Source organism: Sphingomonas sp., from assembly GCF_035490575.1.
GTDB lineage: Bacteria > Pseudomonadota > Alphaproteobacteria > Sphingomonadales > Sphingomonadaceae > Sphingomonas.
In genome coordinates this window covers 1-19163 of record NZ_DATJLI010000185.1, presented here as the reverse complement: position 1 = coordinate 19163, position 19163 = coordinate 1, and the positions used below count along the sequence as shown (strand labels likewise).

The 19163-nt window shown below is 67.6% G+C and carries 20 protein-coding genes and 1 tRNA gene; 9 read left to right on the top strand and 12 right to left on the bottom strand.

The window, feature by feature from the left end:
• The 4 genes from VL973_RS14000 to VL973_RS13985 form a co-directional block, all read right to left on the bottom strand.
• Positions 1-855 (bottom strand): serine hydrolase domain-containing protein (locus tag VL973_RS14000; protein WP_325284642.1); only part of this gene is annotated, 855 nt, incomplete at its 3' end.
• A gap of 9 nt (positions 856-864) precedes the next feature.
• The gene (locus VL973_RS13995) at positions 865-2364 is read right to left on the bottom strand and encodes an MFS transporter (protein WP_325284641.1); all 1500 of its coding nucleotides are present in this window, start codon (positions 2362-2364) and stop codon (positions 865-867) included.
• Positions 2364-3095, bottom strand: coding sequence for a GntR family transcriptional regulator (locus tag VL973_RS13990; protein WP_325284640.1), 732 nt, complete (start codon positions 3093-3095; stop codon positions 2364-2366). Before VL973_RS13990 ends, VL973_RS13995 begins: the two co-directional genes overlap by 1 nt.
• Before the next feature lie 7 nt (positions 3096-3102).
• On the bottom strand, positions 3103-3993 hold the full coding sequence (locus VL973_RS13985; RefSeq protein WP_325284639.1) for an N-acetylmuramic acid 6-phosphate etherase: 891 nt from the start codon (positions 3991-3993) through the stop codon (positions 3103-3105).
• 9 nt (positions 3994-4002) lie between these two features.
• Between VL973_RS13985 and VL973_RS13980 the strand changes: the two genes are divergently transcribed.
• Genes VL973_RS13980 through VL973_RS13960 form a run of 5 tightly spaced genes read left to right on the top strand, consistent with a single transcriptional unit; the run spans position 4003 to position 8918 of the window.
• Complete coding sequence (locus tag VL973_RS13980; protein WP_325284638.1) at positions 4003-4167, top strand: hypothetical protein; 165 nt, start codon at positions 4003-4005, stop codon at positions 4165-4167.
• Positions 4164-5222: an SIS domain-containing protein gene (locus VL973_RS13975; protein ID WP_325284637.1), complete on the top strand. Its 1059-nt coding sequence runs from the start codon at positions 4164-4166 to the stop codon at positions 5220-5222. Before VL973_RS13980 ends, VL973_RS13975 begins: the two co-directional genes overlap by 4 nt.
• Positions 5219-6379: an N-acetylglucosamine-6-phosphate deacetylase gene (gene nagA, locus VL973_RS13970; RefSeq protein ID WP_325284636.1), complete on the top strand. Its 1161-nt coding sequence runs from the start codon at positions 5219-5221 to the stop codon at positions 6377-6379. Before VL973_RS13975 ends, nagA begins: the two co-directional genes overlap by 4 nt.
• On the top strand, positions 6367-8061 hold the full coding sequence (dld, locus tag VL973_RS13965; protein ID WP_325284635.1) for a D-lactate dehydrogenase: 1695 nt from the start codon (positions 6367-6369) through the stop codon (positions 8059-8061). The genes nagA and dld overlap by 13 nt, the downstream gene beginning before the upstream one ends.
• Positions 8058-8918, top strand: coding sequence for a glucosamine kinase nucleotide-binding domain-containing protein (locus VL973_RS13960; protein ID WP_325284634.1), 861 nt, complete (start codon positions 8058-8060; stop codon positions 8916-8918). Before dld ends, VL973_RS13960 begins: the two co-directional genes overlap by 4 nt.
• A 53-nt stretch (positions 8919-8971) precedes the next feature.
• Here the strand turns inward: VL973_RS13960 and VL973_RS13955 are convergent.
• Together VL973_RS13955 and VL973_RS13950 are read right to left on the bottom strand one after the other, a co-directional pair.
• Positions 8972-9048 (bottom strand) — tRNA-Pro (locus VL973_RS13955).
• 52 nt (positions 9049-9100) lie between these two features.
• Positions 9101-10447 carry a methyl-accepting chemotaxis protein gene (locus VL973_RS13950; RefSeq protein ID WP_325284633.1) on the bottom strand — a complete coding sequence of 449 codons (1347 nt, stop codon included), beginning with the start codon at positions 10445-10447 and terminating at the stop codon, positions 9101-9103.
• Positions 10448-10623: 176 nt separating this feature from the next.
• Between VL973_RS13950 and yajC the strand changes: the two genes are divergently transcribed.
• From yajC to VL973_RS13930, 4 genes are read left to right on the top strand one after another with little or no spacing between them, the layout of a single operon-like run.
• Positions 10624-10959 (top strand): preprotein translocase subunit YajC, encoded by a 336-nt coding sequence (yajC, locus tag VL973_RS13945; RefSeq protein ID WP_325284632.1) that lies wholly within the window; start codon positions 10624-10626, stop codon positions 10957-10959.
• Complete coding sequence (secD, locus tag VL973_RS13940; RefSeq protein ID WP_325284631.1) at positions 10959-12548, top strand: protein translocase subunit SecD; 1590 nt, start codon at positions 10959-10961, stop codon at positions 12546-12548. Before yajC ends, secD begins: the two co-directional genes overlap by 1 nt.
• A 10-nt stretch (positions 12549-12558) precedes the next feature.
• Positions 12559-13524, top strand: coding sequence for a protein translocase subunit SecF (secF, locus tag VL973_RS13935; RefSeq protein ID WP_325284630.1), 966 nt, complete (start codon positions 12559-12561; stop codon positions 13522-13524).
• A 7-nt stretch (positions 13525-13531) separates the two neighbouring features.
• On the top strand, positions 13532-13906 hold the full coding sequence (locus VL973_RS13930) for an Mth938-like domain-containing protein (RefSeq protein WP_325284629.1): 375 nt from the start codon (positions 13532-13534) through the stop codon (positions 13904-13906).
• Positions 13907-13910: 4 nt separating this feature from the next.
• Here VL973_RS13930 and VL973_RS13925 read toward each other — a convergent pair whose 3' ends face one another.
• From VL973_RS13925 to VL973_RS13900, 6 genes are all read right to left on the bottom strand, one after another.
• Positions 13911-14810, bottom strand: a complete 900-nt coding sequence (locus VL973_RS13925) for a DMT family transporter (RefSeq protein ID WP_325284628.1) — start codon at positions 14808-14810, stop codon at positions 13911-13913.
• A 38-nt stretch (positions 14811-14848) separates the two neighbouring features.
• The gene (locus VL973_RS13920) at positions 14849-15253 is read right to left on the bottom strand and encodes a DUF4174 domain-containing protein (RefSeq protein ID WP_325284627.1); all 405 of its coding nucleotides are present in this window, start codon (positions 15251-15253) and stop codon (positions 14849-14851) included.
• 44 nt (positions 15254-15297) lie between these two features.
• On the bottom strand, positions 15298-16185 hold the full coding sequence (locus VL973_RS13915; RefSeq protein WP_325284626.1) for an acyl-CoA thioesterase: 888 nt from the start codon (positions 16183-16185) through the stop codon (positions 15298-15300).
• Positions 16185-17312, bottom strand: a complete 1128-nt coding sequence (locus VL973_RS13910; protein WP_325284625.1) for an acyl-CoA dehydrogenase family protein — start codon at positions 17310-17312, stop codon at positions 16185-16187. Before VL973_RS13910 ends, VL973_RS13915 begins: the two co-directional genes overlap by 1 nt.
• 109 nt (positions 17313-17421) lie before the next feature.
• Positions 17422-18606, bottom strand: a complete 1185-nt coding sequence (locus VL973_RS13905; RefSeq protein WP_414712258.1) for an acyl-CoA dehydrogenase family protein — start codon at positions 18604-18606, stop codon at positions 17422-17424.
• The coding region (locus tag VL973_RS13900; RefSeq protein WP_325284623.1) for an amidase family protein at positions 18606-19163 on the bottom strand (558 nt) is incomplete at its 5' end. The genes VL973_RS13900 and VL973_RS13905, both read right to left, overlap by 1 nt.

The window sequence follows — 19163 nt, the reverse complement described above, 5'->3', positions numbered from 1 at the left end:
ATGGCCGATTGTCTCCGCCGAACAGGCATTGCCCCCCGACCAGCCGGGAAAGGCGCGTTCCCAGCCGCAGGTGCGGTGTCCTTCCTGCGCGGTTCGCACTTCGGCCAGCATCGCGGGCGACAGCATCGTGCCGTTCAGCATGGCAGCGGCAAAGCCCAGCACGCCGTCAACCGTTCCGAACAGCCCGGCATGGCCGGGCGCGCCGCCCAGCGCATAGGCGTTTTCGTCGTGCACCACGCCCTTCAACACGCGGCCCCGCCAGCGACACGCTTCGGTCGCGACGGCGGGGCCGGGGGGCGGGCCATAGGACAGGCCATCGCCCAGCGGCCAGTCGGACAAAGGTGCGCCGGTAATCCGCTCGATCGCGATGCCCAGCAGGATGAAGTTGATGTCGGAATAGACCGCCGGGCCGTGCCGCCATTCGCGCTGGAGGACGAAGGCGCGCAGCCGGTCGGGATCGTCGCCATAGGTATAGATCGGCTCGACCGCGGGCAGGAAGGTGCGATGCGCCAGACAGTCGCGGAAGGTCAGCCGCCGCTCGCCCGCGTTCGCCACGTCATATTGGCGCAGGTCGGGGATCGCGTCGGTCAGCGGCCGGTCGAGGTTGAGGCGGCCCTGTTCGGCCAGTTTCAGGATCATGGTGGTGGTCGCCACGACCTTTGACACCGATGCCAGGTCGAACCAGTGGTCGCGGGTCAGCGCGTCCCGATCGGGCACCAGGGCTGCCGATCCGGTGAAGCGCACGGCGCTTTGGCCGTCGGCGCTGACCATGCCCAGCGTCGCACCGGGGATGCGCCCGCTGTCCACCGCCGCCTGTGCGGGGCCGAAGGCGGCTTCGCAGATCTGCTCGATCATGGCGCGTCCCTATGCGGTTCGGGGCCGAACGCGCATGACGACCGGCAGGAAGAAGATCGCGGCAAAGCTGAGCGCGCCCGACAGGATGAAAAAGCCGTCATAGCCGATCTGCTTCTGGATCGCGCCCGCCGCACCACCGATCAGCCGCGGCAGCAGGAAGGCGAACCCCGACAGAAAGGCATATTGCGTGCCGGGATAGCGCGGGCTGACCAGCATCGACAGGTAGACGACGAACACCGCCCCCTCCAGCCCGTGGCCGAACTGGTCGACGCCCGCGGCGATATACAGGACCATCGACGACGGTTCGGCATACCACAGCCACACGAACACCCAGTTGCCGATGGCCGACGCGCACGCCCCGATGATGAGCGCGAGCGTCATCGGCAGTCGCGCCGCGCACAGGCCGCCCAGCGCCACGCCCGCCATCGAACAGGTCAGCGCGACCACGCCGTCGGCCATGCTGATCTGTTCGAGGCTGTATCCGGCCGCGTTCCAAAGCGGATGCGACAGCGTGAGCGTCAGCACGTCGCCCATCCGGTAGAAGGAGACAAAGGCCAGCACCGGCAGCACGCCGTAACCAAAGCGCCAGAAAATCTCGACATAGGGTGCGACGAACCCCGGCATCCGCGACGGCGCGTCGGCGGGCAGGCGGCGGATGCGTGGCAGGGCGATGGCCAGCGCCGCGAACGGCATGAGCGCGACGGCCAGGACGATCGGCGTCACATTGGTCTGCGCGGAAAAGCCCGCGCCCTGGACCGCGGACAGCAGCAGCCAGCCGATCAGCGCCGTGGCGGCGCCCGTGACGGCCAGCACCGCTAGGCTGAACAGCGTGCCGCCGATCAGCGCGGCCGTGCGGCCCTTTGCCCCTTCACGTTCGGGGCGCATCGCCGCCAGGATCGGAAACGGCGCGAACGCCGCGACCGCGATCGTCAGATAGGCCCAGGTCCAGTCGGCCCAGGCGGCGACCAGCACCGCGCCGCTGCCCGCCGCGACCATGGCGCTGCGATAGCCCCACAGATTGGCGGCGACGATCGGTCCCTGTTCGGCCTGGGTCGGTGCCAGTTCGATACGCCAGCCGTCGGCGGCGACCTCAAGCGTGGTGGTCCAGAAGGCCAGCAGGATCGCGAACAGCGCGGTCAGCGGCAGGCTCTGGTCGCTGGAGGTGAAGGCCATCGCCACCATCGACAGGAAGATGCCGAGTTGCGACAGCATGATCCACCCGCGCCGCCGCCCCCAGAAGCGCGAGAAGCCCGGCACGCTGTAGCGATCGAGCAGCGGCGCCCAGACGAACTTGAACGTCGGCAACAATGCGATCCACGCAAAGAAGCCGATGATGACGATATCGACGCCGTGCCGCGCCAGCCGCAGCGTCAGCACCGCGTTGAACATGTAAAAGGGCAGGCCGGCGGAAAAACCGAGCAGCAGATACAGCCACAGCGTGCGCGCCGGAGGGCGCGTGGGCGACGGCGCTTCGGTCATGTCCCGCGACGCGGCGGTGGCTGCGTTCATCACCCGATCTCCCTGAGGTCGGTCACGAAATCATAGCGGTCGCCGCGATAGACCGACCGCGTGAACTCGACCGCGCGGCCGCCCGGCATCCGGGCCAGCCGCTCGATCCGCAGCACTTCGCTGTTCTGGCGCACGCTCAGCAGCCCGGCTTCGGTCGGCGTGGCGAGCGAGGCGCGGACGCGCTGGGTGCCCGATGTCGGGCGGCATCCGGTGCGGTCCATCGCCTCGTAAAGCGAATCGCCCAGCGCCGACAGGTCGGGCAGGCAATCCGCCGGCACGACCGCATGTTCGATCGCCAGCGGCTCACCCCCCGACAGCCGCACCCGACCCAGCCGGGCGACGCGCGACGATTGCGGGATCGCCAGCGCGGCGGCTTCCTCCTCGGTCGGCTGGGCATAGCTTTTCATCATCCAGATGACGCCGGGGTCCTCCCCGCGCGAGATCGCGTCATGCGTGAAGCTGGACAGGGCAGAGGCGGGCGCCTCGATCCGGCGCGCGACAAAGGTGCCCGATCCCTGTTTGCGGAACAGCACGCCTTCATCGATCAACTCGCCGATCGCCTTGCGGACCGTCACGCGCGAGATGCCCGCCATTTCGCTCAGGTCGCGTTCGGACGGCAGCGCGCTGCCCGGCGTGATCCCGCCATTTTCGATATGGTCGCGCAGATTGCGCGCCAGTTGCAGGTAAAGCGGCGTGCCGTCCAGGCTGCGCGCGACCAGTTTTTCCCGCATCGCCTGTTCACCCCTTCCTTTGCAGCGCACCCATCGCCAGCGGCAGTTGCTGGCGATGGGTCAGCAGCAACTGTCGTGCCTCATCAGCAGTGGCGCCCATGGCGATCAGCACCGCCAGTTTGATATCCTGCTCGGCCGCGTCCAGCGCGCGCCCCGCGCGGGTCAGGTCGACGCCGGCGATATCGCGGACCATCGCCTGGCCGCGCAGGCGCAGCTTGTCGTTGGAAATCCGCATGTTCACCATTCGCCCGCGATAGACGAGGCCCATCCGCAGCATGATCGCGGTCGACAACAGGTTCAGCATCGCCTTTTGCGCGGTGCCGGCCTTCATGCGGGTCGATCCGGCGACGATCTCGGTCCCGGTCTCGGCGACCAGGCCATGGTGGGCGCTTTCGGGCAGGACGGTGTGGTGATTGTTGGCGATGCCGATGGTCAGCGCCCCTGCTTCACGGGCGGCGGCGATGGCCGCGACGGTATAGGGGGTGCGCCCGCTGGCGGCGACGCCGATCACCACATCCTGTGCGCCAAGCCGCGCGGCGGCGATTTCGGCGCGGGCGGCGTCGGCGTCGTCCTCCGCCCCCTCGGCCGCTTCGGTCAGCGCCGCAAGCCCGCCTGCCATCAGGAACCCCAGGCGTTCCTGCGGCCAGTTATAGGTGGGATACAGCTCCACCCCGTCCTGAACCGCGATCCGACCCGATGTGCCCGCCCCGACATAGACCAGTCGCCCTTGCGCCCCCAGACGTTCGGCGGCGGCCTCTGCCGCGCGGGCGATCGCCATGGTTTGCGATCCCACCGCGGCGATGGCGGCCAGTTGCCCTTCCAGCATCGCTTCGACCGCCAGCGCGGTGGGCCACTGGTCGACATCGATATAGCGCGGGTCGATGGTTTCGGTACTCATGGACACTCCGTGGCCGGCGGCGCTGCCGGGGTGAAATCATCTGAGCTGCCGGGCGAGATGCGTGGTGGGCGCATTCCGCTGTCAAGCCATGTGGTATCAGGCTTGCGGCAAAACGATGCAACCAAATTAATTCCAATTGTCCGGTTTGCCGGTTTTGGTATCATCGCGGGATGAGCGACGATCCTGAACCCGGCGCCGTGACCCTGATGGCGCGCGAGGCGGCAGAGGCGCCCGAACGCGGCGCCGCCCAGATCGGCCGCAATGCCGAGCTGATGCGCGCGGCGGGGCAGCAGCTGCGCGCGCTGTCAGCGCCCTTTGCCGCGACGCTGGCGCGCGGCAGTTCGGCGCAGGCCGGCGCCTTTGCCAAGGTGCTGCTGGAAACGCGCGCGGGCGTCCCGACACTGGTGCAGGCACCGTCGATCGGGGCGCTCTATGGGGTGACATCTCCCCGCTTTCGCGGTGTCCCGCTGATCGCCATCTCGCAGTCGGGGCGTAGCCCGGACCTGATCGCGGCGGCGCGCGATGCAAAGCGCCACGGCGCGCTGATCGTCGCGATCGTCAATGACGAAGCGTCGCCGCTGGCGTTGCTGGCCGACATCTGCATCCTCGTTCACGCCGGACTGGAAACCAGCGTGGCGGCGACCAAAAGTTTTATCGGCACGCTGGTGGCGATCACGCATCTGGTCGCTGAATGGAGCGGGGATGCCGCGTTGCTGGACGCGTTGTCCGGTATTGGCGACGTGCTGGCACAGGCGGCGGCCGATGACTGGACGGGTGCGGTGCCGCTGTTGCGCGATGCGACCAGCATGTTGGTGCTGGGCCGGGGACTGACGCTGCCGATTGCGGGGGAGGCAGCGCTGAAGCTGAAGGAAACGTCCGGCCTTCACGCCGAAGCGTTCAGCAGCGCCGAGGTCGCGCATGGTCCCATGACGCTGGTCGGCGCGGGCGATCCGGTGCTGGTGATCGGGCCGGTGGACGAGGCGCGCGAAGGGCTTCGCGAGCGGCTGGACGATTTCCGCGCGCGCGGGGCACGGGTGATCGCCGCCGGGCATCCCGACGATGTGGCGGGCGCGACGCTGGTTTTGCCGGGACGGGCGGATTGCCACCCCGCCATCGCCGCCATCGCGCAGATCCAGCGTTTCTATCCGCTCGCCAATGCGCTGTCGCTGGCGCGCGGGCGCGATCCCGACCGGCCGCCGCATCTGGCAAAGGTGACGCGAACCCTATGACCCTGAAAGCGCTTGTCGGGGCTAACATTGTCCTGCCCGATCGGATCGTCGCCGACCATGCGCTGTTGATCGAGCATGGCCGCATCGCCCGGATCGTGCCGGTCGATGCGCTGCCGGTCGGGGCCGAGCGCGTGCCGCTGGACGGTGGGTGGCTGCTGCCCGGTTTCATCGACACGCAGGTCAATGGCGGCGGCGATGTCCTGTTCAACGACCGCCCCGATATCGACGGGATCGCCGCCATCGCGGCAGCGCATCGGCGATATGGCACGACGGGCCTGCTCCCCACGCTTATCAGCGACGATGCCGCCGTGGTCGATGCGGCGATCGCGGCGGGGGAAGCGGCGCTGGCGCGGGGGATGCCCGGCGTGCTGGGCCTGCATATCGAGGGGCCGCATCTGAATCCCGCGAAGAAGGGCATTCACGACGCCGCGAAGTTCACCGCGATTGACGGCAATGTGCTTGCCCGGCTGACGCAGCCGAGCCTGGGCCGGCGGATCGTGACGCTGGCCCCCGAACTGGCGCCGGATGGGGCCATCGCGGCACTGGCGCGCGCGGGTGTGATCGTCGCGGCGGGGCACAGCCTGGCCGATTATGACCAGACCGTCGCCGCGCTGGCGCAGGGGCTGTCGGGCTTCACCCATTTGTTCAACGCCATGACCCAGATGGAAAGCCGCGCGCCGGGCATGGTTGCCGCCGCGCTGCTGAACCGGAACAGCCATTTCGGGCTGATCGTCGATGGCTTGCACGTCCATCCGGCGGCGCTGCGCGTGGCGCTGGCGGCGCGGGGGGTGAGTGGTGCGATGCTGGTGACGGATGCGATGCCGCCCGTGGGTGGTGAGCGGTCGAGCTTTACCCTGATGGAACAGACGATCCGCCTGGTGGGCGGCACCTGTCGCGGGCCGGACGGCACGCTGGGCGGATCGGCACTGAGCATGGCGCAGGCATTTCGCAACGCGATGGACATGCTGGGCTGTTCGATGGTCGATGCGTCGCGCATGGCCAGCGGCAATCCCGCGTGCTTCCTGCGGCTGGAGGACGAAACGGGCGCCATCGCACCGGGCCTTCGCGCCGATCTGGTGCACCTCGACGCCGACCGCCGTGTGCGGCGCACCTGGATCGGCGGTCAGATGAGCGAGGCGCGCGAATGTCCGACCTGATCGCCCGGTTGCGCGCGATCGTCGGATCACGCCATGTGCTGACCGGCGACAAGGCGACGGCGCGCTATCGTCATGGCTATCGCAGCGGCGCGGGCGATGCGCTGGCGGTGGTCAGGCCCGGCAGCCTGGTCGAGCAATGGCGCGTGGTGCAGGCGTGCGTCGCCGCTGACGTTTCAATCATCATGCAGGCATCGAATACCGGGCTGACCGGCGGCTCCACGCCCGATGGCGGCGATTATCCCGGTGGCTGCGTCATCGTCAGCACGATGCGGATCGACGGTCTGCACCTGATCCGGGATGGGCATCAGGTCGTCTGTCTGCCCGGCACGACGCTGTATGCGCTGGAAAGGGCGCTGGCGCCGCTGGGGCGGGAGCCGCATTCGGTGATCGGCTCATCGTGTTTCGGGGCGTCGGTGGTGGGCGGGGTGTGCAACAATTCGGGCGGATCGCTGGTGCAGCGGGGACCGGCCTTTACCCAGTTGAGCCTGTATGCACAGGTGGGCGACGATGGCGTGGTGCGGCTGGTCAATCATTTGGGCATTGCGCTGGGCGACGATGCCGAGGCGGTGCTGCGGCGGTTGGAGCGCGGCGATTTTACCGACGCGGACGTGGATGCGGCCCCCGACGCCTGGGCGCATGACCGCGAATATGCCGCGCATGTGCGCGCCATCGACAGCGACCGGCCCGCGCGCTTCAACGCCGACAGCCGGTGCCTGTTCGAAGCGGCGGGCAGCGCGGGCAAGCTGATCGTCTTTGCCGTGCGGCTGGACACGTTCGAGAAGGAGGAAGGGGCGGGCACCTTCTATATCGGCACCAATGATCCCGCGCGGCTGACGGCGATCCGCCGGGCCATGTTGGCCGATTTCCCGATGCTGCCGATCGCGGGCGAATATATGCACCGCGACGCGTTCGATATCGCCGACCGTTACGGCAAGGACATGTTCGTCGCGATCGAGCGGCTGGGGACCGACCGGCTGCCACGCCTGTTCGCGCTGAAGGCGCGGGTCGATGCGCTGCCCGTGCCGGGCGCGGGGTTCAGCGACCGGGTGATGCAGGCGGCGGGGCGGTTGCTGCCCGATCATCTGCCCGCCGAAATGCGCCGCTTTCGCGACCGGTTCGAGCATCATCTGCTGCTCAAGATGCCGCGCACAATGGTGGCGGAGACGCGCGCGTTGCTTGCGGCGGTTCTGGATGGCGAAAACGGCTGGTTCGAATGCACGCCCGAACTGGCGGCGAAGGCGTTCCTGCACCGCTTTGTCGTGGCGGGCGCGGCGGTGCGATATCGCGCGGTGCACCGCGACCGGGTGGAGGCCATCGTGGCGCTGGACATGGCCCTGCCGCGGAATGCAGGCGACTGGACGGAAACGCTGCCGCCGGACTTGGCCGCGCAGAGCCTGCACCGCCTCTATTACGGCCATTTTTTCTGCCACGTATTCCATCAGGATTACCTCGTGCGAAAGGGCGTCGATCCGCTGGCGTTCGAACATGCCATCTGGGCGCTGCTGGACCAACGCGGCGCCGAATATCCCGCCGAGCACAATGTCGGCCATCTGTATAAGGCAAAGCCACCGCTGGCCGATTTCTATCGCCGGATCGATCCGCGTAATCAGTGCAATCCGGGCATCGGCATGACGCCCAAGGCGCGATATTGGGGCGTGCCGCCGCAGGAGATGCGATCATGACCTTTTATCTGGGCATCGACGCAGGGGGCAGCAATTGCCGTGCGCGGCTGATCGACGCCGGCGGGACGGTGATCGGCACGGGTGCGGGCGGGCCGGCAAATGCGCGGATCGGGCTGGAGGCGCTATACGCCAGATTGCGGGCCGTGGCGGACCAGGCAGTGGCCGAGGCCGGTCTGTCACCGGCTCAGATGGTCATGATCCGCGCGGGCATTGGCATTGCCGGCATTTCCCGCCCCGGCGTGCGGGCTGCTTTGACAGGGTTCGACTTTCCCTTCGCATCGGTCGAATATGCGACCGATGCCTTCATCGCCAATCTGGGCGCACATGGCGGGGCGGACGGCGCGATCCTGATCCTGGGCACCGGCAGCGTGGCGCATGTCCGCAACGGCGAACGCGACTTTACCATCGGCGGCTATGGCTTTCCGATTTCGGACGAAGGCAGCGGCGCGGCGCTGGGTCTGAGCGCGATGCGCCATGCCTTGCGCGCGCTGGATGGGCGGACCGAGGCTACCCCCCTCAGCCGGGCCGTGACCGCGCGCTTCGACCATGACACCGCAAGAGCGATCGCCTGGATGGATCAGGCCAGCCCGCGCGATTATGGCGGCTTCGCGCCACTGGTGATGGATCATGCGGAAGCGAACGACGCCATCGCCCGGTCGATCGTCGAGGACGCGGTCCAGCACATCGAACGCTTTATCGAAGCAATTTTTGAACAGGGCGCCAGCCGATGTGCGCTGGTCGGCGGCCTGGCTGACCGGATGCAGCCCTGGCTGCGCGCGCGAACGGTAGCGCGACTCAGCCCGGTGATGGGCGATCCGCTGGACGGTGCATTGCATCTGGCGGGTTATCGGCGATAGCCGTCGGCGCGGGGGCAGCGTCCCCGCAATCCCTGTTTCAAATGTTCGAAAATTGGTCGGGGCGACAGGATTCGAACCTGCGACCCCCACACCCCCAGTGTGATGCGCTACCAGGCTGCGCTACGCCCCGACCGGAGCCGGGGCCTCTACGCGCATCGCCTGGGCGATGCAAGCGCCACGTTTCAGGCCGGGTTGGCGAGCGATGCGTCGGCGCGGACTTCGTGCAGGAAGCCGCGCGCCTGTCCGGCCAGCGCGCGTGCCTGTGCCGCCAGCCGTTCGGCCAGCGTCTGCATTTCCGCCGACGATTCGCGCGCCAGCGCGGCCTGATCGCCGATTCCCTGTGCCTGCGCGCGCACCGCCTCGGCACCCGATGCCGCTTCGCCGACATGCGTGGCGATGGCGTCCATCGTGCCGCGCTGCGCTTCGGCGGCGTCCATGATCCGGGTCGATCGCGCGGCAATGCTTCGCACCGCGCCGTCAATGCGCTGATGCGCGTCGGTCACGTCGGCGACCGCCGCCTGCACATCGGCGACGTGCACCGCCACGGTATCAGCGGCACGCGCGGTCTGGGACGATAATTGCTTGATGGCATTGGCGACGACGGCGAAGCCGCGCCCCGCCTCACCCGCGCGGGCTGCTTCGATCGTGGCGTTGAGCGCCAGCATGTTCACTTCGCCCGCGATATTGCCGATGATCTGCGCGATGGCGCCGATCGATTCGGCCGAGCGGCCCAGCGCTTCGGTGCGGGCGGCGCCGTCGCCGACCACCGCCACCGCATCGGCCACCAATATCTGCGCGGCGCGCGTGTCGTTGGCGACGCCGGTCAGCGCATGCAATAGTGCCCGGCCCTCCGCTTCGATCTCCTCAAGGTGCCGCGCGCCCTGTGCGGCGGTCTGCGCCATGTCGACCGCGCTGGCGCCGGTCGCGGCGGCGCGGGTGTCCGTGGCGGTGCCATGATCCTTGATCGCGTCGGCAAGCTGCGCCAGTTCGTGCGCCAGTCGCCCGACCTCCGCCTCGAAGCCGATGCTGGCCTGTTCGATGCGCGCGGCGCGGTGCAACTGGTCGCGCGCACGATCCGCCTCATGCCCCGCCGCCAGCAGCACCAGCCGCCGGTTCGACAGCGTGGCGAACAGCCGCCCGCCGCGCGTCAGGATCATGCCCTCGGCCCCGTCGCCTGCATGATAGGCGGCGATCAGGTCGGCGACCGGCAGCGACGCATCCGCGACCGGCACCGCGCGAATATAATCGCACAGGCTGGCGCCGTAAGCCGGGTTTCGCAGCAGCGCGTGACCATAGGGGTTGAGCAGCAATTGCCGGATGTCGCGTTCCAGCAATGCGCCGACAGGGCGGGCCGCGCCGTCGACCACCGCGACAAAGCGCGCATCGGGATTGCGTTGGAACAGGTCGGCGGCGCCGTCGAGCCGCGCATCGCGCGGGATCGACAGCGGCGCACGCTCGACGGCGGTCAGCCAGTGGCCGGTCGCGACGGGCGAGCCATCGGGCAGGGGGGGCGTGGGCGCTCGAAACATGTTGCACCTGCTAAACGACATGGCGTTAATGCGGTCTTAGGATTTGGTGACACTTCGATGACGGATCGCCGGAACGAAGCGCGACGGTTGCATGGGCGACCACCGCATGATAGCGCGCGCCGCTTGAACGGGGCGCTTCGTCCCGCCCTTCGAACACAGGCGTTTTCGACCCCATCATGTTCGTTTCCACTGCATTCGCACAGTCCGCCGGCGCCGCGTCGCCCGGCATCGCCGGTCAGATCGTCGGCATCGCGCCGCTGATCCTGATCTTTGTCGCTTTCTACTTTCTGATGATCCGTCCGCAGCAAAAGCGGATGCGGACGCTGCAGAACGCGATCGCCAATGCCAAGCGCGGTGATACCGTCGTCACCGGCGGCGGTCTGGTGGGGAAAGTCATCAAGGTCGAAGACCAGCATCTGGAAGTCGAGATCGCGCAGGGCGTTCGCGTGCGCGTGGTCAAGGGCACCATTGCCGAAGTGACGCCGCTGGGCGGCAATCCGGCCAACGACTGATGCTCGATTTTCCGGCCTGGAAGAAGTGGCTCACCTGGGCCGCGGTGATTGTTGGCGTCCTGTTGTCGGTGCCGTCGCTGTTGCCGTCGTCGGTTTCCCGCCAGCTTCCGGGCTGGATGACGGGCACCAAGGTCAATCTCGGCCTCGACCTGGCGGGCGGCAGCTATATCCTGCTCGAAGCGCAGACAAGCGATGTCCGCAACCAGCGGCTCGAGACGATGCGCGATACCATCATCGGCGAAATGCGCCGCGCGCCGCGTCTGCCGATCGGCGACATTTCGACGCGCGATGGCCGCATCAGCTTCATGGTGCGCGATGTCGGACAGGTGGACGCGGTTCGCGAACGGCTGTTGCCGCTAACGGCGGGTGCCGGCCTGACGGGCCAGCGCGACTGGGATATCGAAGTGCGCGACACCACACGCGTGGTGATGACGCCGACCAGCGCGGGCCTGACTGCCGCGGTCGAACAGGCGATGGTCGACGCGACCGAAGTCGTTCGCCGCCGCGTCGATGAACTGGGCACGCGCGAGCCGACGATCATCCGGCAGGGCAGCAACCGCATCGTCGTGCAGGTGCCGGGCCTTCAGGACCCGCAGCAGTTGAAGGAATTGCTGGGCCGCACCGCGCGGCTTGAGTTCAAGCTGGTGGACACCACCGCCGACCCCGCCGCCATCGCCCGCAATCAGGCCCCGATCGGCAGCCAGATCCTGCCCTATCCGTCGGGCGGCGCGCCGATCGCGGTTCGGCGTTCGACGATCATTTCGGGCGACCAGATCGCCGATGCGCGCCAGGAATATGATCCGCAGACCGGCGCGCCGATCGTCGGCATCCGCTTCAACGGGGAGGGCGGTCGCCGCTTTGCCCGCGTGACGCAGGAAAATGTCGGCAAGCCGTTCGCGATCATTGTCGACAATCAGGTCATCTCCGCGCCCAACATCAACGAACAGATCCTGGGCGGCGCGGCGAGCATTTCGGGCGGGTTCACCGTCGAAAGCGCCAATCAGCTGGCGATCGCGTTGCGGTCGGGCAAGCTGCCCGTCGACCTTGCCGTGATCGAGGAATCGACGATCAGCCCTGAACTGGGCGCCGATTCGATCCGGTCGGGCGTCATCGCGGGTGCGATCGGCACCGGCGCGGTCGTGGTCCTGATGCTGCTCGCCTATCTGCGTTTCGGCGTTTACGCCAACATTGCGCTGATCGTGAACGTGTTGATGATCCTGGGCGTCATGGCGCTGTTCAACGCCACGCTGACGTTGCCCGGCATCGCCGGTTTCGTGCTGACCATCGGTGCGGCGGTCGACGCCAACGTGCTTATCAACGAGCGCATTCGCGAAGAGCGGCGGCGCGGCCGCAGCGTGAATGCCGCGGTCGAGTTCGGTTACAAGGAAGCGACGCGCGCGATTTTCGATGCCAACGTCACCAACGCCATCGCCGCGATCATGATGTTCGTGTTTGGCGCCGGACCGGTGCGCGGGTTCGCCGTCGTGCTCATCATCGGCATCGTCACGTCGGTGTTCACCGCTGTCACCTTTACCCGCCTGATGGTCGCCGACTGGCTCAAGAAGCGCCCGCGCGAGCTGGTGATCTGAGGAAATTGCAATGCGTCCGCTGAAGCTCGTCCCTGATACGACCAATATCGACTTCATGGCGTTCCGCCGGATCGCCACGGTCATCTCGCTCGTCATCGTCGTCGTCTCGATCGCGCTGCTCGGCACGCGCGGCCTGAACTTCGGCATCGATTTCGTGGGGGGGCAACTCGTCCGCGTCACCTTGCCGTCGGACGTGCAGATCGATTCGCTGCGGGAGCGGGTGGACTCACTGGGCCTGGGTGAATCGACCATCCAGCAGTTCGGCAGCCCGCGCGATATCGCCATCCGCCTGCCAGTGCCCGAAAACGAAACCGCCCAGTCGGCCAGCCAGAACGCACAGCGCCTGCGCGACACGATCGAGGAAGCCTATCCCGGCGCGCGCGTGGGTTCCGTGGAGGCCGTGTCGGGCAAGGTTTCGGGTGAGTTGTTCGAAAAGGGCGCGCTGGCGCTCGGCCTGGCGATGATCGCCATCGCGATCTACATCTGGTTCCGGTTCGAATGGCAGTTCGGGGTCGGCGCGCTGCTGGCGCTGGCGCAGGACATGATCGTGGTGCTGGGCTTTTTCGCCCTGACCCAGCTTGAGTTCGACCTGAACACCATTGCCGCGTTGCTGACGATCATCGGCTATTCGCTGAACGACAAGATCGTCATCTTCGACCGCGTGCGCGAAAACCTTCGCAAATATCGCCGCATGGGAATTGTCGAGATCCTGAACCTGTCGATCAACGAAACGCTGTCGCGAACCGTCATGACCTCGCTTTCGATCATGCTCGCGCTGGCCGCGCTGGTGCTGATCGGGCCGGACGTGATCTTCGGCTTCTCGCTGGCGATGTTCCTGGGCATCGTCATCGGCACCTGGTCGTCGATGTTCGTCGGCAACGGCATCCTGATCCAGTTCAACGTCACGCCCGACAATTTCGACCGCAAGGTCGCGACGCCGGGCGATGGCGAGCGCATCGCACCGCGCGAACGCTGACGCCGCCATGCGGATGGACCGGGATGCGGGGGCGCAAGGGCCGCTGATTTCCGCCATCGTCGGACGCGGCTTTCGCGTCGACGATGGCGTGTATGAAGGGCTGGCGATCACGCCGTTGCGCGCCGATGGCTGGTCGCCGCCGCCGATCGCCGAGCTGACGCTCGACCATCTCGCCCCAGCGCTGACGGTCGATCCGGTGCCGGAGTTCCTGATCCTGGGCACCGGCACCCGGATGCTGCGCCCGCCGCGCGCGCTGGTCGACGCATTGGAGGCGCGCGGGATTGGCGTGGAGGCGATGGACAGCCGCGCCGCGGCGCGTGCATGGGGCGTGCTGCGCGCCGAATTGCGCTGGGTGACGGCGGCGATCTATCCGCTCGACTGACGGGTCAGGGGATCGGCGGCTTGGCCGCGCTGTCGGCCTTGTGCAGGCGGTGTTCGCGCATGGCGATGTAAAGCCCGCTGCCGATCAGTAATGGCGCGCCGATCCAGGTCGTGTCGCCGGGTAATTGCTCGAACAACAGCCAGCCCAACAACGTCGCCCAGATGAGCGCCGAATAATCCATCGGCACCACCACCGACACCGGCGCGTGGCGCAGTGCCGCCGTCAGCGCGATCTGGCCCGCGCCACCCACCGCACCGACCCCCGCCAGCAACGCCCATGTCGCGGCGTCATGCGCGCGGAAATCAAGCAGCCAGGCGATTGCCAACGGGGGCAGGGACAGCGCCGAGAACCAGAATACCGTTGCCCCGGCGCGTTCGGTGCGACCGATCTGGCGCAGCAGGATCGAGATGACCGCGATCATGAATGCCGCCGCCAGTCCCACCGCCGCGCCCGCCAGCGGCACGGCATGACCGCCGGGCTGTGCAATGATGACGATGCCGGCAAAGCCCGTCAGCACCGCTCCCCAGCGATGCACGCCGGTCGGCTCGCGCAGCCACAGCGCGCCGAGCAGGGTCGCGAAAACGGGGGCGGCGAATTGGAGGCTGGTCGCCTCCGCCAGCGGCAGTAGATGGATGGCGCCGAATGTCGCGGTCATGCCCATCAATCCGGCGACCGCCCGGCCCAGATGCGCTGAAAACCGCCTGGTCCGCACGCTTTTCAGGTCGCCGGTCACGGTCAGCCATGCCAGCACGATCGGCAAAGCGCCAAGCTGACGAAAGAACATCGTCTCACCGAGGCCCGCACCGCGCGCTTCCGCCAGTTTGACCAGCGCGGCCATGGTTGCCAGCAATGCGACCGCAAGCAGGCGCAGGCCGATGCCGGTCAGGATGCGGTCGCTGGACATGCCCCGTTCGCTAGGCGCGGGCATGGTGCGCCGCAACGTCAATCTATCCGCATCTCGCGCTGACGCATCGGCATGGCGTCGATCGTGGTGTTCAGCCGCTCGACCGGCACCGCATCTTCGGCGCGCAATTTCACCCCGCCGTCGCGTCCGATCAGCAGCACGCCGAATGCGCGGGCCTGCACCGCATAACGCTGTCGGAGGGCGGTGGCATAATCATGCGCGCCCGCCACGGTGTCTCCAACGACCTCGATCACATGCACGTCGCGGTCGTCCAGCGCCGAGCGCGCTTCGCGCAGCAACGCCTGCTGGCGACGCAGGCGGGAGTCGTCACGGGCGGGGGCAAAGACCATCACCACGCGCGGATTGCGGGTGCGCTTTTCAAGGGCATCGGGCTGCGGCTGAACGGCGGCGGCAAGGCTGAGCGGGAGGAGGGAGCCAATCACCTTTCGTCAACGCGGCAACCCCCGGAAAGTGCCGCGTTTTCGCGCTAATCCCGCTTGCGGATCAACCCTTCCTGCGCGCAGCTCGCGACCAGCCGTCCGTCGCGGGTATAGATGCGCCCATGGTTCAATCCGCGCGCATGGCCCGACCATGGGCTGTCAGTCGTATAGAGCAGCCATTCATCGGCGCGGAAGGGTTCGTGCAGCCAGATGGCGTGGTCGAGGCTGGCGGTCTGGACACTGCCCGTCATCCAGCTGACGCCGTGCGGCAACATGCAGGTGCCCAGCAGCGTCATGTCGCTCGCATAGGCCAGCATCGCGCGGTGCAGCGCCGGATTGTCGGGCAGCGGGGCGACGATGCGGAACCAGCTATGCTGCACCGGCTCGCGCGGAGCCGGGGCGAACCATTCGCGCGGGTCGACAGGGCGGATTTCGATCGGGCGCGCGCGCAGGAAAAAGCGTCGCAGTTTCTCCGGCACCTGTGCCTGGATTTCGTCACGCAGGTCGCTTTCGCTTCGCAGCGTCTCCGGCGCGGGCACGTCGGGCATGGGTCGCTGATACGCCAGCCCGTCCTCCGGCCGCTGAAACGATGCGATCATGTTCAGGATCGGCTGGCCGCGCTGCATCGCGATGACGCGGCGATTGGCAAAGCTGCGCCCGTCGAAGTCGCGCACCACGCGGTAGATGATCGGATGATCCTCGCTGCCCGGCCGCATGAAATAGGCGTGGAGCGAATGCGCGACCTTTTCATCGTCGATCGATCGTTGCGCGGCCTGAAGCGCCTGAGCGATCACCTGTCCGCCGAACACCCGGCCGACGCCGCCGGGCTGGCGGCTGCCGCGATACAGGTCGGTGTCGATCGCCTCGACATCAAGCAGCGTAGTCAGTTCGGCGACCAGCGCATCGGGCGTGGTCGCGCGTTCGCTGTCGGCCATCAGTAACCGCTGTCCCGCGCCAGCGCGTCGGCGTGGAAATTGCTGTCGCCGAACAATTCGGCCAGCACGCGCGCGCGCTTCATGTAGAAGCCGATGTCATATTCGTCGGTCATGCCGATGCCGCCGTGCATCTGCACGCCTTCCTGCACGGCCAGCGTGGTGGCAAGCCCCGTCATCGCCTTTGCCACCGCGGTCGCCTGCGCCGCGCGCGGATCGCCGGCGTCGAGCAGTTGCTGCGCCTTGAGCACCGCGGCGCGCGCGACCTCCATTTCCGCATAAAGGTGCGCGGCGCGGTGCTGGAGCGCCTGAAAGCTGCCGATCGGCTGTCCGAACTGCCTGCGCTGTTTCAGATAGTCGGTGGTCATGTCCATCGCGCCACCGCCGACGCCCAACAATTCGGAGGCCACGCCGGTGCGCCCGGCGGCCAGCATCCGGTCGATCACGGCGCGGCCGCCATCGACTTCGCCCACCACGGCATCGGCATCAACCACGACCCCGTCGAAGCGCACTTCGCTGGCGAGGCTCGAATCGGCCAGGCGGCGTGGGTCGGCGGTCAGCCCGTTGCTGTCGCGCGGAAGTGCGAACAGCGTGATGCCGTCGGCGTCATCGGCGCTGCCGGCGGTGCGCGCGGCGACCAGGATCAGGTCGGCGACATGGGCATGGTGGACAAACCTTTTGGCGCCCGACAGGCGGAAGCCGTTGCCCGACCGCTCTGCCGCCATCGCGACGCGGCCGTCATGCTTGGCGCCCTCGTCAACCGCCAGCGCGGTAATGGCGTCACCCGCGACGATGGCGGGGAACCAGCGTTCTGCATGGGCGGTGCCGTCCAGCGCCGCCACCGCCGCGACCGATGTGGTAAGGAAGGGGGACGGCGACAGGTTCCGGCCGATCTCCTCCATCACCACGCCCGCTTCGACATGGCCCAGGCCCAGCCCGCCCTGCGCCTCCGGCACCATCATGCCGGTAAAGCCCATCTCCGCAAATTGTCGCCACAAGTCGCGGCTGAACCCGGTTTCGTCGTTTGCGTCGCGAAGCGCCCGCAGGTGGCGGACGGGTGCGTGTTCGGCCACGAAATCGCGCGCGGTGTCGCGCAGCATCGTCTGTTCGTCGTTCAGATACAGGGGCATGATCTCTCCAGATCGTCACCCCGGACTTGTTCCGGGGTCCACCGTGCCGCTTGTCCGGCGCCATCGGTGGAAAGGTGGACCCCGGAACAGGTCCGGGGTGACGGATGGGTCACGCCCCCGGCAGTTCCAGGATGCGCTTGGCAATGATGTTGAGCTGGATTTCGCTGGTCCCGCCCTCGATCGAATTGGCCTTGGTGCGAAGCCATGCGCGCGCCCTGGCACCGCCGTTGGACGCGTCGCTTTCCCATTCCAGCGCGTCCGAACCGCCTGCGGCCATGACCAGTTCGTGACGCCGCTTGTTCAGTTCGGTGCCAACATATTTCATCATGCTGGGCTGTGCGGGATGCGCGCGACCGGCCTTGAGTTCGTCGATGAACCGTTCCGACATCATGGCAAAGGCGCGGGCGCGCACGTCGAACTCGGCGATTGCCGCGCGCAGCAGCGGATCGGCCAGCCGTCCCCTGTCGTCCAGCCCAATGGTGGCGATGGCACCTTCGACCAGCGGATTGCCGCCGGTCCCCTGACCCAGCCCCATGCCGGAGATCATCTCCCGCTCATGGCCCAGCAGATATTTGGCGACGTCCCAGCCCTTGTTCTCGTCATGGATGCGGTTGCGCTTGGGCACGCGCACATTGTCGAAAAACGTCTCGCAAAAGGGCGAATAGCCGCTGATGAGCAGGATGGGCCTGGTCGAGACGCCCGGCGAGTCCATGTCGAACAACAGGAAGCTGATGCCGCCCTGCTTCGTCTCACGCGAGGTGCGGACCAGGCAGAATATCCAGTCGGCCTTGTCGGCATAGCTGGTCCACACCTTTTGCCCGTTGACGATGTAATCGTCGCCGGCGTCCTCGGCACTGGTGGCCAGCCCTGCCAGATCGGACCCGGCATTCGGTTCCGAATAGCCCTGACACCAGCGGATTTCGCCGCGCGCGATTGGGGGCAGGTGTTCGCGCTTCTGTTCCTCGGTCCCGTATTTAAGCAGTGCCGGGCCAAGCATGGAGATGCCGAAGCTGGACAGCGGATTGCGACAGCCTAGCGCCGCCATCTCTTCCTTCAGCACCTTTGCCTCCGCTGCCGACAGGCCGCCGCCGCCATAGGCCGCGGGCCAATCGGGCACGGTCCAGCCGCGCGCGGCCATCGCATCCATCCATTCGCGCTGGCCGGGCTGATAGCTTGCCCGGCGCCCGCCCCAGCACACATCCTTTTCACTGCGGACGGGCTGGCGCATTTCGGGCGGGCAATTCGCCTGGAGCCAGGCACGGGTTTCGGCACGAAACTGGGACAGGCCATTCATCATGCGGCTCCTCGAAGCTGGCGGTCGATCCGTCGGGCAATGGCGATGGCATCATGGTCGCGGCGCGGCGCGGTGATGACCTGAACCCCGGCGGGCAGGCCATCGACTAGCCCGACGGGCACGACACAGGCGGGCAGGCCGGGATAGGTCGCCACCCCCGCCCAGACCAGATGCGCGTCATAGGCCGCGTCGCGCCCGTCAATCGTCAGGCTGCGGTCGCCGATCGGGCGGTGATCGTGGGGAAAGGCCAGCGTCGAGGCGGGCGGCGCGATGACGGTATCGACGCCCCCGAACAGCGATTCCCATGCGCGGGTGGTGCGGGCCTGTGCGTCGAGCCAGCTCAGCCACGCCAGCAGCGTCGGCATGGTATCGTGCAGCGCCGGTTGCGGGCGGGCGAAGGTGACGTTCAGCATCTTGCCATAGGCGTCATGCTGTCGCGACAGGTCGGGCAGGGCGGGATGGTCGCGCACCACCTGAACCCCGGTTTGCGCCAATGCCGCCGCCGCGCGCTCCACAGCCTCGACACAGGCGGGGTCGGTGGGACCGGCGGGATGCGC

Bases quoted from the DNA above. Each gene is read 5' to 3' on its own strand.
- VL973_RS13995 (WP_325284641.1), bottom strand. From the start codon at position 2,364: ATGAACGCAGCCACCGCCGCGTCGCGGGACATGACCGAAGCGCCGTCG.
- VL973_RS13990 (WP_325284640.1), bottom strand. From the start codon at position 3,095: ATGCGGGAAAAACTGGTCGCGCGCAGCCTGGACGGCACGCCGCTTTAC.
- VL973_RS13985 (WP_325284639.1), bottom strand. From the start codon at position 3,993: ATGAGTACCGAAACCATCGACCCGCGCTATATCGATGTCGACCAGTGG.
- VL973_RS13975 (WP_325284637.1), top strand. From the start codon at position 4,164: ATGAGCGACGATCCTGAACCCGGCGCCGTGACCCTGATGGCGCGCGAG.
- nagA (WP_325284636.1), top strand. From the start codon at position 5,219: ATGACCCTGAAAGCGCTTGTCGGGGCTAACATTGTCCTGCCCGATCGG.
- dld (WP_325284635.1), top strand. From the start codon at position 6,367: ATGTCCGACCTGATCGCCCGGTTGCGCGCGATCGTCGGATCACGCCAT.
- VL973_RS13960 (WP_325284634.1), top strand. From the start codon at position 8,058: ATGACCTTTTATCTGGGCATCGACGCAGGGGGCAGCAATTGCCGTGCG.
- VL973_RS13950 (WP_325284633.1), bottom strand. From the start codon at position 10,447: ATGTTTCGAGCGCCCACGCCCCCCCTGCCCGATGGCTCGCCCGTCGCG.
- yajC (WP_325284632.1), top strand. From the start codon at position 10,624: ATGTTCGTTTCCACTGCATTCGCACAGTCCGCCGGCGCCGCGTCGCCC.
- secD (WP_325284631.1), top strand. From the start codon at position 10,959: ATGCTCGATTTTCCGGCCTGGAAGAAGTGGCTCACCTGGGCCGCGGTG.
- secF (WP_325284630.1), top strand. From the start codon at position 12,559: ATGCGTCCGCTGAAGCTCGTCCCTGATACGACCAATATCGACTTCATG.
- VL973_RS13930 (WP_325284629.1), top strand. From the start codon at position 13,532: ATGCGGATGGACCGGGATGCGGGGGCGCAAGGGCCGCTGATTTCCGCC.
- VL973_RS13925 (WP_325284628.1), bottom strand. From the start codon at position 14,810: ATGTCCAGCGACCGCATCCTGACCGGCATCGGCCTGCGCCTGCTTGCG.
- VL973_RS13915 (WP_325284626.1), bottom strand. From the start codon at position 16,185: ATGGCCGACAGCGAACGCGCGACCACGCCCGATGCGCTGGTCGCCGAA.
- VL973_RS13910 (WP_325284625.1), bottom strand. From the start codon at position 17,312: ATGCCCCTGTATCTGAACGACGAACAGACGATGCTGCGCGACACCGCG.
- VL973_RS13905 (WP_414712258.1), bottom strand. From the start codon at position 18,606: ATGAATGGCCTGTCCCAGTTTCGTGCCGAAACCCGTGCCTGGCTCCAG.